Here is a 16769-nt window from a genome sequence, read left to right as displayed (position 1 = left end):
TGGCATATTTTTGTAAGCTAAAGAACACCTCAACTTAGCTTATCCAGACTATGTCAAAAAATAACATAAATTCAATATTTTTTCCAAACCTTAATTCTTTTTTAGAATGCGCAAGTAGTATTGGGCAAATCTAACCCAATCTCAGCAACTAGTCTGAATTTTCTGTTTTATTAATCCGTAGAAAAGGGCAGGTATCAAACCCGCCACTTTTCTTAAGTCTCCTGATCCATTGGATTATAGAGTTTAACTGTTGGATTTTTCTCTTGGAACCAACGGAGAGCAAAGTCATTTTCAAACAAAAATACATAATGGTCATATCTGTCTTTAACTAGAAGAGAACGGGAACTCGATAAATTTTCATCGACGGTTTCACCTTCAACCCAACGAGCTATTTTCGACCCCATCCGTTCCATCAATACTTCTGCATTATACTCATTTCTCATTCGATGCTCAAAAACCTCAAACTGCAATTGACCAACTGCACCTAATAAATAGTCATCCGTTTTAATTGTTTTATAAAGCTGAATTGCTCCTTCTTGGACGAGCTGCTGAATTCCTTTATAAAATGATTTTTGCTTCATCACGTTTTTGGCAGAAACCCTGACATACAGTTCTGGTGTAAACTGAGGCAGTCTTTCATATTGAAAGTCATCCTTCCCAGAAGTCAGTGTGTCGCCAATTTGGTAAGTGCCTGTATCGTATAAGCCTATAATATCTCCACTAACTGCCTCATCTACCGTATTTCGTTCTTCCGCCATAAACGATGTCGATTGAGAAAGCTTTATTTGTTTATTCAAACGCGGAATATTCACTGTCATTCCTCGCTCAAATTTCCCAGAACACACTCGTACGAAAGCAATCCTGTCTCGGTGTGCAGGATTCATATTTGCTTGAATTTTAAAGACAAAACCTGAAAATTGGTTCCCTAATGGATCAATTTCCCCAATGGATGAATTACGCGCCTTTGGGGGCGGAGCAAACTCTAGGTAAGACTCAAGAAATGTTTGGACACCAAAGGCAGTTAGTGCACTACCAAAGAAAACAGGTGTCAGGTTACCAGCTGCTACTTTTTCCGCTGAAAATTCATTTCCAGCCTCATTAAGCAACATGATTTCATCAAGTGTTTGATCATAAAGTCCCGACGTTTTTAGCGGGTGGTCCCCGGCTATTTCCCCGTCTTCATTTAATGGAATAAATCGTTCTTCCTCATCGACACGGAACTGTTCAACCCTATTGTTAAATCGATCATAAATTCCAAGGAACTCTTTCCCCATCCCAATCGGCCAGTTCATCGGATATGATTCAATGCCGAGAACCTCTTCTAATTCAGCCAAAAGTTCAAGTGGCGGCTTGCCTTGGCGATCAAGTTTATTCATAAATGTAAAAATTGGAATACCACGCATCCGGCATACTTTAAAAAGCTTGAGTGTTTGTGCCTCAATCCCTTTTGCAGCATCCACGATCATCACAGCACTATCTACAGCCATCAAAGTACGGTACGTATCTTCACTGAAATCCTGGTGTCCAGGAGTATCCAAAATATTGACACGGAATCCATCATAGTCAAATTGCATTACACTGGAGGTTACCGATATTCCCCGCTGCTTTTCAATTTCCATCCAATCACTTGTAGCAAACTTTCCCGTTTTTTTCGCTTTTACAGTGCCCGCATCACGAATGGCACCGCCGAATAATAATAATTTTTCAGTTAGCGTGGTTTTACCGGCATCAGGGTGGGAAATAATCGCAAATGTCCGGCGTGACAATACATCTTCTTTAAAATTGTTACCCATTTCGTTTTCCTCTCTTTTGACAATAAAAATTTTTGTCCATAACCTCAATCTTATCTCTGAAACGCTAACTTTGCAATATTTCAATATGGATCAGCAACGATTATTTCTTTAATCCCGTGTTCAGAAAGAATATAATGGAGGTACGCGGAAATCATTGTATTAAGGACCGTTCATACATAACCACAACGGAGGTAACGGGAAATGAATATTATAAAAATTGATCAGCAGACCATAAATTTATTGCATAAAGCCTTTGATATTGTTTTAAAGGAGAACAACATTTCTTATAAAAAAATTGGAATTGCTGAAGAAGGCGAACAGCTATTATTTTTGTATGAAGGAAAAGACGAAAAAGTTCATGTTTTTAAATGGAGTAAAGCATCGAGTATAGGTGCAAGTATTGGTGTGATTGCTCAGAGTGTATTGATGCCAATTATTCCACATCTACGTCTATTATCCTAATCTTTATAAAAGACACCATACCTATTCAAAAAAGTGCAGGTGTCTTTTCATTACGACACAAGAGTTTCCCAACGATTCCCACATCCATTTTTCTGGAAATCCCTTTATAATAGAGTAGTATTCTGTTGAAGGAGATGAAGGCATTGAATCAAAGTATACGAAAAGTTTCAAAGTTTATTCCGCTAATTGCAGCGTTTATATTAGTTATTGCAGGAACGATCTGGGTCGTCCAGACCACAAATAATGAAGTCGCTATTCCCTTCTCTTCTGTTGAGAAAACCATTCAAGATCAACAAGGAAAAGTAGTTAAACTAATTGAAAAACCTGATGGGAGCCTTTATATTCAAACAAGGGAAGGCGAATTTATTTCCCATGTTCCTCCCAATAGTCAAATGTTAGACAAACTGGTTGGAAAATATAATATTGAATACTCTTATTCCACTAGCAGTAAATATGGAAAGTGGATTTTAGGTGGTGTTATTCTTCTTCTGGCTGGAGCAGCATTCGCTCTTCAAAAAACAAAGGGCAGCCTTGGACTAAATAATTCAATGAAAAATAGTGTCGCCAATTCTCGCGCGCTTCCTTCTATTAGCTTAAAAGATGTAGGTGGTCTCGGAGACGAAATGAAGGAAGAAATATTACAAACACTTACTACCCTTAAAGAACCGGAACGAGCAACAAAATTAGGAATTAAACCACCGAAAGGCATACTGTTGTACGGACCGCCTGGAACTGGTAAAACCTTACTTGCACAAGCAATTGCTCGTGAACTAAATGCTTCATTTTTTACAGCCAGTGGATCAGCTTTTAATGAAATGTTCATTGGTGTAGGGGCCAGTCGGGTCCGTTCCTTGTTTAAAACGGCTAGAAAGCAAAGTCCTGCTGTTATTTTCATCGATGAAGTAGATGCTCTAGCTGCTAAAAGAAAGGCACATGGTGGCGAGGAAGCAGAAAAAACATTGACTGAATTACTTGTACAGCTTGATGGCGGACATTCAAATGATGGAATTCTATTTATTGCTGCAACCAATAGAAAAGACTTGCTTGATGAAGCCTTTCTGCGACCAGGAAGAATCGACTTCTCTTTTCATGTACCGCTGCCCGATACAAAAGGCAGAAGAGAAATCATTGGTATTCATGCTAAAGGTAAGTCTTTTGCTAAAGATGTATTTTCAAAATTAGATGAATTAGCAGAAAGTACCTCTGGTTTTTCAGGCGCAGAGCTTCAGTCCCTTTTTGAAACGGCAAGTAGGAGAGCCGTTCGAAACGGGCAGGATATGATTAAGAAGCATGATCTTGACTATGCCTTGGATAGAACCATCTTAGGGAGTACTTCCCGTTCATTGCAAGACCTTGAAACAAAGCGGAGGGTTGCCATCCATGAAGCAGGTCATGCCATTGTGGCATCGCTAACGAAGCCAGGTTCTGTTAGAAAAGCAACCATTATCCCTCGCGGTGAGGCGTTGGGTTATGTTGCACCCATTCCAAAGGAACTACACTTGTCGACAACCAGTGACTTACTAGAGCGTGTGGCAATGGTATTAGCCGGCGGAGTAGCCGAAAGAATGCATTTGGGTGAACACAGTATCGGTGTAGGTGGAGACGTGCAGCAGGCAAAACAAATCATTGAACAAATGGTGGATACCGGAATGCTTCAAGAAGGGTTCCAGTTGACCTTCAATAAACAAGATAAAGAAGAAAAAATGCAGGAACTATTTGGAAAAGCATTAGAAAAAGCAGAAAATCTTATTAATAGTCATCATAATCAATATCAGCAATTGGTCGAGGCTTTATTAAAGAAAGAAACCCTTGAAGGCTCTGAAATCGAAGATATTGTATGGGGAACGCAGACTAATTTAAATGAAAACATTGTTTAATATAGTAGTAGAAAACCAGGTGCTCATGCGCCTGGTTTTTGTTTTTATTGGTGATTTATTATCTCATGGTTTTTTTAATTTGGTGGAACACTAAGGATGGTCTTTAAAAAAAGGAAGTGGAAAGGTTGTTAAGTAAAAAGAAGATTTTTGAAAAAGAGCAGCAAAAATATAATGTCAAAGCTAAAGATTTCCTCGGCGATCAGCAAAAAACACAAGGCTTACTAAACAAAGCAATAAAAATGGCAAATGAGAAAAAACAAAACTTAGGAGACGTTTGGGAAAAATTGCAATTATTTTTTGATCTGGTTAAATCTTATTCGAAAGGTGAATATAAAAATGTCTCTCCCAGTACAATTCTTACCGTTGTCGGAACCCTGCTTTATTTTGTTTCACCACTTGATTTAGTACCAGATTTCATCATCGGGCTTGGCATATTGGATGACGCCGCCTTGATTGGCTTTACCGTAAAAAAAATTTCCAGCGAATTAGATGCATTTAGTAAATGGAAACGAGCCAATATATTTGCACAAGAAAACCCGCTTGATTAACCAAGCGGGTTCACCTATTTATATTCTTATCTAAAACAAGCTGCACCTACAATAATCAAGAGGATAAATAATACTACGATTAAAGCGAATCCACCACCGTAACCGCAGCCACCACCATATCCATAACCACAATGTCCACCATATCCACCATATCCAAACATTTCATGACCTCCTTTTTATATTAATAGAAAACTTAGTAGCACCATGAAGCCCCAATAATGATTAACAAAATAAATAAAACGACTAGTAGGGCAAATCCGCCGCCGTAGCCACCAGCTGCACCAGACATTTACATTACCTCCTTTTCTGATTTCCATATATCCTATTCACATAGATAAAAATGTGCGATAGACACATATCCAAATTACCCAGTTTTGAAAAAAAAGAAGAAGCCCATTATTAGCAACAACAGCAAGTATCAAAATAGAAAAGTATGACCTAGGTGAATTCACTTTTATAAAAATCTCTTCATTTAGTTGACAATTGCCACTGTTTTTCATAACATGTTCACAAATAAATGTAGATTGGAGTCCCAAACTTGAGGAATGCCGCAACCCTTTTGTTTCTGGTTTTCATGGTATCTTTTCGATTGATGACACGGTTAAGCTTGAAGGATAAACAACACTCTCCCTTGAAAATTGGCCATAGAGGTGCAGCTGGATACTGCCCTGAGAATACATTTGCATCTTTTAAGAAAGCCGTAGACTTAGGTGTAGATTACCTTGAAATCGATGTCCAAATGACAAAAGACGGTGAATTGGTCGTGATTCATGATTCAACCGTTAACAGGACAACGAATGGGAAAGGGAAGGTAAAGGACCTCTCCTTGAAAGAAATTCAAAACCTTGATGCAGGAAGTTGGTTCCATAGTAAATTTGCTGGTGAGAAGATCCCTTCCCTCTCTGAGTTTTTCGATGAGTTTGCAGGGAAAATTGGTATTTTACTTGAATTAAAAAAACCCTCACTTTATCCGCAAATGGTGGAAAAGACTGCCGAAGAACTAATCAAAAGAAATTTAACATCAGGAGAAAATCATATAATTATTCAATCATTTGATCGTGGTTCACTTAAACGTTTTCATGAACTGCTTCCTTCCATCCCGATTGGAGTTTTAGTAAAGAATTCGGGTGTAAATATTATTTCAAATAAAGATTTAAGGTCTTTTGCAAGTTATGTTTCTTATGTAAATCCTAAAATAACCATGGTTAATAAAAGGCTTATTAAAAGAATTCATCAACATGGATTAAAAACGATTATATGGACAGCGAAAAAAAAGTATGAGGTAAATACTTTAAAAAATCTACATGTCGAAGGTATTATTACTGACTTTCCAGATTTGTGTTAAGAAAATCGATTAGGGTCTGGGGCTATATTTTATTTCCTGATTAGACCCTAATCTGCTCTTTTTATTAACATTTCGGTTCAACAATGGGCAGTTCCCGATTAACTAATCTGGGGGATAAAGGTTGAATACTGCAAAAACAAGATAGATCAACTAAAATACAGTTTTTCGTTTTTATTAATGAAAATACTTCGTCACAAAGGTCTACTGGAAAACCATCTATATCTACAGGCAAAAGCAGCGATAGCTTTGCACAGCAATGCCTTGAATCAAGACTTTCTAATCTGAATACTTGAGTAGTAAAAAATAGACCACTCTTCGTTTTCCCCAATACCTCAAATGGACATTTACTATTAGAAAGGACAAAGGGAATGGTATCAAACCCAATTTTATCGCATACAAATCGAAAACCTTCAAAGGATAATCTTTGTTGTTCATCAAGCAACTGTTCCATTTCATTACATAAACAATGCTCCTCGCACCGTCCTTTTTCCATGTCTTTCCCTCCTTCCGTCCCGTTGAACAATCCCTTATTTTAAAATATTCTATTCAGCAATTGTGGTATAGGCAACTTTCTTACGGAAAACAGGTAAATGACTAATTATTTCTAGATAGGTTCTTAACCGTTTATGTTTATTTGGGTAAATATAAGCAAAAAACTGGCTGCAAAGTTTGAAACAAAAAAAAGCAGCTTACATTTTGTAAGCTGGCTAAAATTTAAAAGAAAATAATATAAAGAATTAATGCCAAAACAATGCGATAAATTGCAAACGGCAAAAGTTTAATTTTGTTAATCAGCTTTAAGAAAAAGCGGATGGAGAATAACGCAAAAATAAAGGCACTAATAAATCCTGCAATAAAGAATGGCAAGGCATCAATCGTCATATATTCCCAGTTTTTTAATAGGGAGAGTAAACTTGCACCTGCCATAATTGGCACAGCCATGATAAAGGTAAAATCCGCTGCAGCACGGTGACTCATTCCCAGTAATACGCCACCTGAGATAGTTGATCCGGAACGAGAAAATCCAGGCCATAAGGATAAACATTGAAATAAACCAACAGTCAAAGCTTGTCCATAGGAAATCTGATCAACTGTTTGTGTTTTCGGATGTTTTGGACCAATAAAATCTGCAAGAATCATTAATATAGCACCAATAACTAAACCAATTAAAACCGTTGCGGTTGAAAATAAGTGGTCATCAATATAGTCATTAAAGAGAACGCCTAAAACACCTGCAGGAATTAAACCGACAATAACTTGTGTTAATTTAAGACGGCCTTGCTCGTTAACAACTTTCTTATTGAAGCGGCCTAGACCTAATAAATCGATGAAGCGGTCCTTAAAGGTGACGACAACCGCAAGAATCGAACCAAGTTGAATAACAATTTTAAACGTGTTGGCTCCATGCTGTGTCAAAAACTTTTCAGATTGCAACCACATATCATCAACGATAATCATGTGACCTGTGGAGGAAACTGGTGCAAATTCTGTTAAACCTTCTACTAATCCAAGGATAATGGCTTTAATAATCAAAAGTAATTCCATATTGTGATTTTCTCCTAACCTATTGCGACAGTATCGTAAGTCATGATGATTTACAACCTATTTATTCTACTCATTAACTAACTACTTTGCAATATCTTTTTTTACTTTTACACCTCGTTATTAATAACGACGTAATTCATGTAATAGTTTCATTTATTTACTTTTCGCCACAAACAAAAATGTGGTCCGCTAAATTACATCGCCACACCCGACAATTTCCTCTACAACATTTAATTATTAGCAAACAATAAAAAGGAGCGATGCATCGCTTCTTTTTATTGTTTGTCGTTGATGATTCTCATGACACGTCCATTAAATTTCTTTTTATAGTAACCACTCGTTAAATCTGCAATCGCAATCCCCGTCGAGCTTTGTGAACCAATGAATTTACCTCCACCAAGATAAATCCCCACATGTCCGTCGATTTTATAAGTATCAAAGAATACAAGGTCCCCAGGTCGTACTTCACTCATTGATACTCTGGTTCCAGTATTTTTCAAAATATCGGTATGGGCACCAACTTTAATCCCTGCCTGTCTGAACGCCCATGCAACAAATCCAGAACAATCAAATCTTCCATTGGCTACATCATAAGAATTTCTTCCCCCGCCAAAAACATAAACAGAGTTCCCTATGTACTTATCACCTGAGTGGATGACAATATTAAGAGCTTCATTTGTGGTAGTTGGTATCGAAACATTAATATTAACAGGTTCGGTATTCTCATCCTTAGAGGTATCACTTTTTATTTGTGCTTCCTTTGATGCAAGCGTACCATCTTGCATATGTAAATCTACCATTACAGTAAGTTTTTCTTGCTCTTTTAGTTTTAGTTCTTGTTTAAGTGCATCATTTTGCACTTTTTGTTCTATTATCTGTGCTTGCATTCCAACAAGCTCCGTTTTCATGTTTTGCAAATCGTTTAGCTTTTTTACTACGGAGGATTGTTTCATTTGAACTTCTTTTTGGTCCTCTATATGATTCGTTACAAGATCTTGGTCCGCTTCTACCAGGGTTGAAACAGCGCCAAGTCGACCCACGAAGTCACTAAAGTTAGAAGCTCCAAGGATGACGTCAATATAACTAACCTTGCCACCACTTGCTTGTAGGGATAGAGCACGTTTTTTTATTATTTCATTCCGTTTATCGATTCTCTCTTGTATATCCATAACTTCTTGCTGAAGAACTTTCACTTTGGACTGTGTTGCTTTTACTTTTTCTTCTGTTTGAACTATCATTTTATTATTATCTTTAATTGCCTCATCAACTCTTTTAATTTGTTCCGATAATTTTGTTAATTCATCTTGTACTTGAGAAATTTCCTGATTTGCTTTTGTTATATCTGTCTGAAGACCAGAACGCTGCTCTTCTATACTTTTAATTGTAGGATTATCTGCCTTTGCGTTTACTACTGGCAACGAGAAAACACTCCCAAGTCCCATAACAATTGTGGTACATAGTGCAAATAACTTCTTTTTCAATTTACACCCCTGCCTTCTTAATTCCAATAAAGCAACCCTGTATCATCCTATTTTGTCTTAATTAGAAGTATAACTTCTAAATTTGTCAACTAGGTAATAATAATATTACATTAACATTTCATCGGTAACTTTTGGAAAGGATTTAACAAAGTGTTCATTTTTAGCTTAACTCTAAAGTGCCAACAAAAATAAAAGAACCACGATCTCTTGTTTCTTAAAGAAAAGAGATTGTGGTTCTAATATATAATAAAATTTACCTATGTGGATCCTCAAAGTTTATAATTCTCCTTAGAAGGTAAAAATAATTATTGCGGTTTAATGAATTCTTTAAAACTGGATTTGCTTCTGTCAACAAGATTCAAATGAGAATCTCTTGCAAATTTAACATATTCCTTCCTTACTTGGAGCCAGGCATTTCGGCGTTCACGTCCATAAGCTACACTAGATTCTGCACTTTTTTCAATATTATCTTCCATTTGTTCAACAACATGAAAGATAGACTGAATTGGTGTAAGAGCGAGGTTCTCTAATTGTCCTGAAACCTCTACAAATTGTTTCTTAAGCTCTTCAGTTTCGGGTATTGGTAACACCTCGTCCTTGACATCTTCTTTACCGAATGGTAATTGATGCATCAGTTCTGAGACCATTTCCTTGTTAGTATTTTTCGACTGTTGATACAAATTTGAAACGGATTTCCTAAATTGCTTATTAAATTTGATGACTTCCTTTAATGCATTAATATATGCATCCTCGCCATTTTCCCGTAACTGTTCTGCACGTTCACGTGATAGCTCGAATTGATCCCAAAATGTGTTAACAAATGAACCTACGGCTACCGATTCCTCTGCTGCTTGATTAATTGTTTCTACTGCAGATAGAACGGTTTCATTCTTCTTCTGTGCCATCGTCTTTCCTCCTCTTTCTATTATTGACTTTCTCTATGGAATCCTTCTTATGAAATGAAGGCAAATAGAGCTCAAAGAAACTGGAATACATTTTGAAAAATTGATCCAATAACGATTGGTAGGATTCTAGTTGATTGGCATATCCCTTTAAGAATGTGATCCCGGCATTCGTTATGGAGTACCTTCTTTTAGCAGGACCACTCCCGGTAGTATCCCATTCTGATGATAGAAGCTCGTCCTTTTCAAGTTGTCTTAACAACCTGTATAAATTTCCCTGATCAAGTGTCTTAAACCCGAATGCCTCTAGCTTCTGGCTAAGTTCATATCCATGAAGAGAAACCTTGCTAAGAAGCAATAAAATAAATGGTAGCACAAAATTTTTCGAAGGATTAATTGTTTGATTGTCTTGATTCACCATATCTTTATCACCTCACCCAATATATATATATGTATTTTACACCTATTGGTAATATTTTGTCAACACAGTAAATAAATATGAATAAAAGTAGAATAACAACGTTTACATTTCTCTTATTTTGGTAATAAACTATTGAAAATAAGAAGGTGGTGTGAAATGGAAAAAGCATTAATTAGCAAGTTGGGGGTACCTTATTTACACTACTACTCCAGTTTCTCCCTCCTATTTTGTTTCAGTTTCAAGAGAGGTTTCAATTTCTTGTTTTTTCTTCTTTGATTTTGTCTCTTTTACTTGGTCTTTATCTATTTCGTTTTTGTCAGTCATCATTACTCGCATCCTTTCAAGAGATATTAATGAATCCCTAGTAAATTCACTTCTAGTTCAACGTTTATTTCCGATAATCCGGAAGTTTTATACTAAAAATTCGATTTCTTTTGGAACTTTATATGTTGCAAGATTGATTTTTGCAAACTCAATTAGACTTTCTGGTGATATTGAAGCACCCGCTTAATCACTTAATTTATTGTTTTAAAAAAGAGTTTTGTAAATGTCTGGTTTTTAAGTTTATATCCCACTTAATGCCTGATGGTATATCTCCGCAAGTTCGCTAATAAATGGTTGTTTTGGATTGGCAATTGTGTCTTGGTCGTCGAAGGCAAGTTCTGCGAGAGCTGTTACTTTGCTTTCAAATTCTGTTTTATTGACTCCGTTTGCTTCGATACTCATTGGAATTTCCAGGTCCTCAGCAAGCTTAATAATTGCCTGAATTAGGCTTTCAACACCTTCCTCCGTTGTACTTGCAGGTAGGCCAAGCATTTTGGCAATTTCAGCATAGCGCTCGTCTGCAATAAAACTTTCATATTTAGGGTAGGTCATGAATTTATTTGGTTTTACTGCATTGTAACGGATTACATGCGGCAAAAGAATCGCATTGGCACGTCCGTGTGGGATATTAAATTCTGCACCTAATACATGGGCAAGGCTATGATTTATCCCTAGGAAGGAATTGGCGAAAGCCATCCCTGCAATTGTCGATGCATTGTGCATTTTTTCGCGAGCTAGTTCATCACTGCCGTCCCTATAAGCAAGTGGCAAATACTTAAAGACAAGTTGAATTGCTTTCAATGCAAGTCCATCTGTATAGTCATTCGCCAATACTGAGACATAGGACTCAATTGCATGTGTCAGGACATCCATCCCTGTATCAGCAGTAACCTGCTTTGGAACGGTCATGACAAACTGCGGGTCGATAATTGCAACATCAGGTGTCAATTGGAAATCTGCAAGTGGGTATTTAATATTTGCATTATTATCTGATATGACAGAGAAAGCAGTGACCTCTGAACCCGTTCCAGAAGTAGTCGGAATCGCAACAAATTTTGCTTTTCCACGAAGAGCTGGGAATTTTACAACTCTCTTTCTTGGGTCAAAGAATTTTTGCGTTAAACTATGAAAATCAGTTTCTGGATGTTCGTAGAATAACCACATCGCTTTCGCAGCATCCATTACTGAACCACCACCAAGGGCAATAATACAATCCGGCTGAAATTTCCTCATTCTTTCCGCACCAGTCATAACTGTATCAATGTCCGGTTCTGGTTCAATTTCGGAGAATGTTTCAAATTGGATTTTACTTGGATTCTTTTTAAGATAATAAAGTACCTTGTCGACATAGCCATTTTTCACAGGGCTTCCGCTTGTGACAATAAATGCTTTTGAGATATCTGGGATTGAAGCAAGCGTTTGAATTGAATTTTTCTCAAAGAAAATCTGTGATGGCACTTTAAACCATTGGGTAAACGTTCTTCTTTTTGCAACCTTTTTAATATTTATCAGATTTTGTGCTCCAACATTTTGTGACACCGAGTTCCCCCCATAAGTTCCACATCCGATCGTTAATGACGGTAATGATGTGTTATAAATATCCCCAATTGCCCCATGGGTCGATGGTGTATTGACCATGATTCGGCCGGCTTTCATCCGTAGTGCGAACATATCTACTAAAGTTTGATCAGCTGTATGAATCGCAGCTGAGTGTCCAAGTCCACCGTATTCCAATGTTTCCTCAGCAATAAGCATGCCTTCTGCAAAACTATTAACCTTGTAACAGGCAAGAAGCGGGCTTAGTTTTTCACATGAAAGCGGATATTTCGGACCTACTCCCTTTAATTCAGCAATGAGGATCTTGGTATTTTTCGGGACATTTACTCCAGCCAATTTAGCAATCATCGAGGCGGGCAATCCAACGATTAAATGATTGATAGAATTGGTTTTTTCAAAAACTGCGACCTTTTCCACCATTAATCGCTCTTCTTCATTAAGAAAATAACAATTATTTGCTATCATTTCTTGCTTTACTTCTTCATAAATTTCTTGATCGATTATAAGAGCTTGTTCAGAAGCACAGATCATGCCATTATCAAATGTTTTTGATAAGATAATGTCGTTGACAGCGCGTTTGATGTTAGCGGTTTTTTCAATATAACAAGGGACATTTCCAGCGCCAACTCCAAGTGCAGGTTTGCCTGAACTGTAAGCCGCCTTTACTAAATTTGGTCCACCTGTTGCTAGGATGAGGGATATCTTCGGATGCTTCATTAAGACCTGAAAGGCTTCGTGTGAGGGAACTTCAATCCATTGAATACAATTTTCTGGAGCGCCCGCCTTTATAGCGGCCTCCTTAAGTAATTTTGCTGTCTCAGTACAGCATTTTTGCCCAAATAGCGGAAAAGCAAAAATAATTGGATTCCTTGTTTTAAGCGAAATCAATGATTTAAAAATAACTGTGGACGTCGGATTTGTAATCGGAATGACCGCCGCAATGACACCAACTGGCTCGGCAATCTCTACCATTCCTTCATTTTCGTTTTCGCTAATGACACCAACAGTTTTCATATCTCGAATATTGTTGTAAATAAACTCTGTGGCAAACATGTTTTTGAATACTTTATCTTCATAAACACCTCTTCTTGTTTCACTAACGGCAGACTTTGCTAGATTCTTATGATTTTGAAGTGCGATGAGAGCCATTTGTTTGACGATTTCGTCGATCATTTCTTGATTGAAACAACGGAATTCACCGAGCGCCTTCGCAGCGTTATTAGCTAATGTATCAATTATTGAAGTAATCATTTGTTTATCTAGTACTGCCCTTTCTTCAACTGCCAATTAATATCTCCTCCAAATTCATTTCATTTCGGAAATTCGACTGAATATAGGTTTGTTATAATTCAAATGCTATTAAGGTCACTCCCTTTTCTTTACTGGCTAAAATATATCACGGTCGATAAATCGAAAATTGTCGAATTGCGCGCGAAAATGAATGAATAACCATTCATTTTTAAAAAATTCACTAAGTGTTCAAAATTTACGCAACATGATATTTCATCACATTCGCTTATATTTGAAAAAAGCCATAAACTCTTCTTTCGAGAGAGTTTATGGCTTGTCCTTCAATATCAACCAGTATTTCGTAATCCTGCAGAGATCCCACTAATTGTCAGCAAAACTTCAATTAAAAGTTCTTCATTAGGATCTTCTTGATTTCTTAGTTCTTTTATTAATTCAACTTGTAAAAAGTTTAGCGGATCGACATATGGATTTCTTCTATATACCGATTCCTTTATATTTGGTGTATGATCTAACAATTCATTATCACCTGTAATTCTAAGGAGAACTTCTTTTGTTGTTTCGTATTCTTCAAGAATATTAGTAAAGATCCGTTCTGCAATGGTCTGGTCTTTCACAAGGGATAAGTATTCTCTGGCTGTCGTAATATCAGCTTTCATTAATGCCATTTGCAGGTTATCAATCGTTGATTGGAAGAACGGCCATTTTTCATACATTTGCTGAAGCATCTGCAAATTTTGTTCTCCATTAGCTGCAAATCCTGCCAAACCAGTACCTGCTGCGTACCATGCTGGAAGCAATTGACGGCTTTGAGTCCAAGCAAACACCCATGGAATTGCCCTTAAATCTTCAAAGCGGCCCTGATTTTTTCTGCTCATTGGCCTTGAGCCAATGTTTAAGTCTCCGAGCTCTCTTAGTGGTGTCGCTTCCGTGAAGTAGGTAAGGAAATCTGGATCTCCAAATACAAGTGATTGATATTTGGTCAAAGCCAAGCTTGAAATTTCTTCAATCGACTCAACCCATTTTGGATCACGTTGAAAACCTTGCTTCGCTTCTTTTGATATATGTGTTGCCGTTAAGAGCAGCGTGGAAGTAGCCTGTTCCAAACTCCGATAAGCAATATCCTCAAGTAAATAGCGTGAAGATAAAACCTCGCCTTGCTCCGTAATTTTAACACCGTCGCCAATTGTTTCTGCCGGTTGAGACAGGATACTTTTATTTAATGGACCGCCGCCACGGCCTAACGAACCACCACGTCCATGGAAGAACTTAAGTCCGATCTGGTATCTCTTTGCCATTTCATGAATTTCAATTTGAGCTTTATATAGTTTCCAGTTAGCTGTCAATGTACCACCATCTTTGCTTCCATCCGAGTAACCAAGCATTATTTCCTGCTGATCCCCCATAATTTGCAAATGATTTCGATAGACAGGCATTTCGAATAGTGTTTCCATAATTTTTGGCCCAGCGGTTAAATCGTCAATTGTTTCCAGCAATGGAGCCACATGTAAATGACTTTCTAAGGTCCCATCTGCGTGCAGTCGATAAATCCCAGCCTCTTTAGCAAGAACAAGTACCTCTAGTAAATCACTTGGGGATTTTGTCATGCTCACAAGATAAACGGAAATGGACCGCTTCCCGAATTCTTCGTGTGCCTTCTTGATCATTTGGAATACTTTAATCATTTCCTGTGTTTCCGCCGAATAATCTTCATTTAATAATAGAAGCGGGCGAGGATCCTTTAGGATATTTTGCAGGATTTTTAGTTTTTCTTCTTCCGCCAACTCTGCATAATTTTCAGAGATATTGACTTTGCGCAATATTTCGGTCATGGCTGCTTCATGTTCACCACTATGATTCCGAATATCTAGTGTCGCTAAATGAAAACCAAACAATTGAACTTGTCGAATCAGCTTTTGAATAGTCATTAATTCATGTGCTGCTGGATGATGCTGTTTCAAACTTTTTTTAATAATAAATAAGTCTTCTAGTAATTCATCGGAAGATTTATAGCCCAAGTCCGTTTTACCTACTTGTTTTACTCGTTCAATAATGATAGCAAATGCTCGACGGTACACTTCCGATTGAATTGGCCATTTTTTCTCATCGGTTAAATAGGTATCTTCTAGTTCAATTAACTTAAGAAGATCATTACTTACCTCCACTCTTGAAGTGGAATGACTGTATCGTTTCATTAAATCAACGAGAACATTTTTATATTTTTTTAAAACGAGTCTTCTTTGCCTATTTAGTGTCTCCCAAGTAACATCGTGTGTAACATTGGGATTCCCATCACGGTCTCCACCGATCCATGATCCAAAACGGAGAAAATTTGGAACTGCCCATTGTGTTTGAGTGTAATTCTTCTCTAAACAATCTGCCACTTCCTGATGGATTTCAGGAAGAACCTCGAAAAGGGTCTGATCAAAATAATATAGTCCGTTTCTCACTTCGTCTAAAACCGTAGGCTTAGTTTGCCGTAATTCATCCGTTTGCCAAAGAATTGAAACTTCATTAAACAAACTCTCTTCAAGCTTTTTTCTTTCTCTACTTGTTAATAACGGATGATCGAGACTTTTTAGGATAACAGCAATCCGCTGCTGAATTTCAAGAATTGAACGCTTAGTTGCCTCTGTTGGATGGGCTGTAATAACGAGTTCAAGTGACAAAGTATTAAGGATATCTTGAATGACATCTTCCTTAATATTGTTCTCTTTAAGCGAAAGAATAGCACTCTCTATTGAGGCGGGTTGGACAATAGTTTCATCCTCTAGTTGGTACTGCCTCCGTCTACGAATACGATGATTCTGTTCTGCGGCATTAATTAAATGGAAATACATGGAAAACGCTCGAATAACTTGTTTCCTTAAAGGTGCGCTTAGACTAGCAATTTCTTCCTTTAATGCATCATAGATAGCTTGATCAAAATTTTCTCTTAATGTCTTACACATTAAACGTATTTTTTCCACTTTATCCAGTAGTTCGGTACCACCGTGATTGAGCAGAATCTCACCAAGCATGTTAGCCAGTAATTTCACGTCTTGTCGCAACGGAAGACTGCTGTCATTCAATTTCAATTCTATAGTCATACTGCCACCTTCCCTTAATCGAAAATTCGGTAAATTTTTTATTTATTAATATAACATAATTTTTTGCATCATGTTAGAAAATAAGTGCTGTTTTTTAAAAATAAAGTTTATTCTGATTCAAAAAAACCTGCCAAATGCAGGTTTCTTCAAGTAAAAAAAAATATAAAAGTTCTTCAT

The 16769-nt window shown here is 37.2% G+C and carries 14 protein-coding genes; 4 read left to right on the top strand and 10 right to left on the bottom strand.

Annotation, left to right across the window (positions count from 1 at the left end; genetic code table 11):
• Nucleotides 1-212: 212 nt before the first annotated feature.
• Nucleotides 213-1793 carry a peptide chain release factor 3 gene (locus J7E67_RS15410; protein ID WP_098933115.1) on the bottom strand — a complete coding sequence of 527 codons (1581 nt, stop codon included), beginning with the start codon at nt 1791-1793 and terminating at the stop codon, nt 213-215.
• A 201-nt stretch (nt 1794-1994) separates the two neighbouring features.
• Here J7E67_RS15410 and J7E67_RS15405 point away from each other — a divergent pair, with 201 nt between their 5' ends.
• From J7E67_RS15405 to J7E67_RS15395, 3 genes are all read left to right on the top strand, one after another.
• Nucleotides 1995-2255 carry a hypothetical protein gene (locus tag J7E67_RS15405; protein WP_098933116.1) on the top strand — a complete coding sequence of 87 codons (261 nt, stop codon included), beginning with the start codon at nt 1995-1997 and terminating at the stop codon, nt 2253-2255.
• Nucleotides 2256-2398: 143 nt separating this feature from the next.
• Nucleotides 2399-4132, top strand: coding sequence for an AAA family ATPase (locus tag J7E67_RS15400; protein ID WP_251026794.1), 1734 nt, complete (start codon nt 2399-2401; stop codon nt 4130-4132).
• 125 nt (nt 4133-4257) lie between these two features.
• Entirely contained in the window at nt 4258-4680 is a 423-nt protein-coding gene (locus J7E67_RS15395) for a YkvA family protein (protein ID WP_251026793.1), read from the top strand.
• 26 nt (nt 4681-4706) lie between these two features.
• Here the strand turns inward: J7E67_RS15395 and J7E67_RS15390 are convergent, their stop codons facing one another.
• The gene (locus tag J7E67_RS15390) at nt 4707-4841 is read right to left on the bottom strand and encodes a YjcZ family sporulation protein (protein WP_214732293.1); all 135 of its coding nucleotides are present in this window, start codon (nt 4839-4841) and stop codon (nt 4707-4709) included.
• A gap of 32 nt (nt 4842-4873) precedes the next feature.
• On the bottom strand, nt 4874-4969 hold the full coding sequence (locus J7E67_RS15385) for a YjcZ family sporulation protein (protein ID WP_026566235.1): 96 nt from the start codon (nt 4967-4969) through the stop codon (nt 4874-4876).
• Between the two features lie 249 nt (nt 4970-5218).
• Here J7E67_RS15385 and J7E67_RS15380 point away from each other — a divergent pair, with 249 nt between their 5' ends.
• The gene (locus tag J7E67_RS15380) at nt 5219-6025 is read left to right on the top strand and encodes a glycerophosphodiester phosphodiesterase (RefSeq protein ID WP_214732292.1); all 807 of its coding nucleotides are present in this window, start codon (nt 5219-5221) and stop codon (nt 6023-6025) included.
• A gap of 64 nt (nt 6026-6089) precedes the next feature.
• Here J7E67_RS15380 and J7E67_RS15375 read toward each other — a convergent pair whose 3' ends face one another.
• The 7 genes from J7E67_RS15375 to ppc all read right to left on the bottom strand — a co-directional run bounded on the left by J7E67_RS15375 (nt 6090) and on the right by ppc (nt 16592).
• Nucleotides 6090-6518, bottom strand: coding sequence for a CotY/CotZ family spore coat protein (locus J7E67_RS15375; RefSeq protein WP_214732291.1), 429 nt, complete (start codon nt 6516-6518; stop codon nt 6090-6092).
• A gap of 221 nt (nt 6519-6739) precedes the next feature.
• Entirely contained in the window at nt 6740-7570 is an 831-nt protein-coding gene (locus J7E67_RS15370; protein ID WP_214732290.1) for an undecaprenyl-diphosphate phosphatase, read from the bottom strand.
• A gap of 275 nt (nt 7571-7845) precedes the next feature.
• Nucleotides 7846-9051 carry a coiled-coil domain-containing protein gene (locus J7E67_RS15365; protein WP_251026792.1) on the bottom strand — a complete coding sequence of 402 codons (1206 nt, stop codon included), beginning with the start codon at nt 9049-9051 and terminating at the stop codon, nt 7846-7848.
• 305 nt (nt 9052-9356) lie between these two features.
• The gene (locus J7E67_RS15360) at nt 9357-9956 is read right to left on the bottom strand and encodes a hypothetical protein (RefSeq protein ID WP_214714745.1); all 600 of its coding nucleotides are present in this window, start codon (nt 9954-9956) and stop codon (nt 9357-9359) included.
• Entirely contained in the window at nt 9937-10374 is a 438-nt protein-coding gene (locus J7E67_RS15355) for a helix-turn-helix transcriptional regulator (RefSeq protein WP_214714747.1), read from the bottom strand. Before J7E67_RS15355 ends, J7E67_RS15360 begins: the two co-directional genes overlap by 20 nt.
• A gap of 564 nt (nt 10375-10938) precedes the next feature.
• Nucleotides 10939-13542, bottom strand: a complete 2604-nt coding sequence (gene adhE / locus J7E67_RS15350; protein ID WP_214732289.1) for a bifunctional acetaldehyde-CoA/alcohol dehydrogenase — start codon at nt 13540-13542, stop codon at nt 10939-10941.
• 290 nt (nt 13543-13832) lie between these two features.
• A complete protein-coding gene (gene ppc, locus J7E67_RS15345) occupies nt 13833-16592 on the bottom strand; it encodes a phosphoenolpyruvate carboxylase (RefSeq protein WP_214732288.1) in 2760 nt (919 codons plus the stop codon).
• Nucleotides 16593-16769 lie beyond the last annotated feature (177 nt).

The organism is Bacillus sp. ISL-46, from assembly GCF_018613205.1.
This window is presented reverse-complemented; position numbering and strand designations above follow the sequence as displayed.

Bases quoted from the DNA above. Each gene is read 5' to 3' on its own strand.
- J7E67_RS15410 (WP_098933115.1), bottom strand. From the start codon at position 1,793: ATGGGTAACAATTTTAAAGAAGATGTATTGTCACGCCGGACATTTGCG.
- J7E67_RS15405 (WP_098933116.1), top strand. From the start codon at position 1,995: ATGAATATTATAAAAATTGATCAGCAGACCATAAATTTATTGCATAAA.
- J7E67_RS15390 (WP_214732293.1), bottom strand. From the start codon at position 4,841: ATGTTTGGATATGGTGGATATGGTGGACATTGTGGTTATGGATATGGT.
- J7E67_RS15385 (WP_026566235.1), bottom strand. From the start codon at position 4,969: ATGTCTGGTGCAGCTGGTGGCTACGGCGGCGGATTTGCCCTACTAGTC.
- J7E67_RS15375 (WP_214732291.1), bottom strand. From the start codon at position 6,518: ATGGAAAAAGGACGGTGCGAGGAGCATTGTTTATGTAATGAAATGGAA.
- J7E67_RS15370 (WP_214732290.1), bottom strand. From the start codon at position 7,570: ATGGAATTACTTTTGATTATTAAAGCCATTATCCTTGGATTAGTAGAA.
- J7E67_RS15360 (WP_214714745.1), bottom strand. From the start codon at position 9,956: ATGGCACAGAAGAAGAATGAAACCGTTCTATCTGCAGTAGAAACAATT.
- J7E67_RS15355 (WP_214714747.1), bottom strand. From the start codon at position 10,374: ATGGTGAATCAAGACAATCAAACAATTAATCCTTCGAAAAATTTTGTG.
- ppc (WP_214732288.1), bottom strand. From the start codon at position 16,592: ATGACTATAGAATTGAAATTGAATGACAGCAGTCTTCCGTTGCGACAA.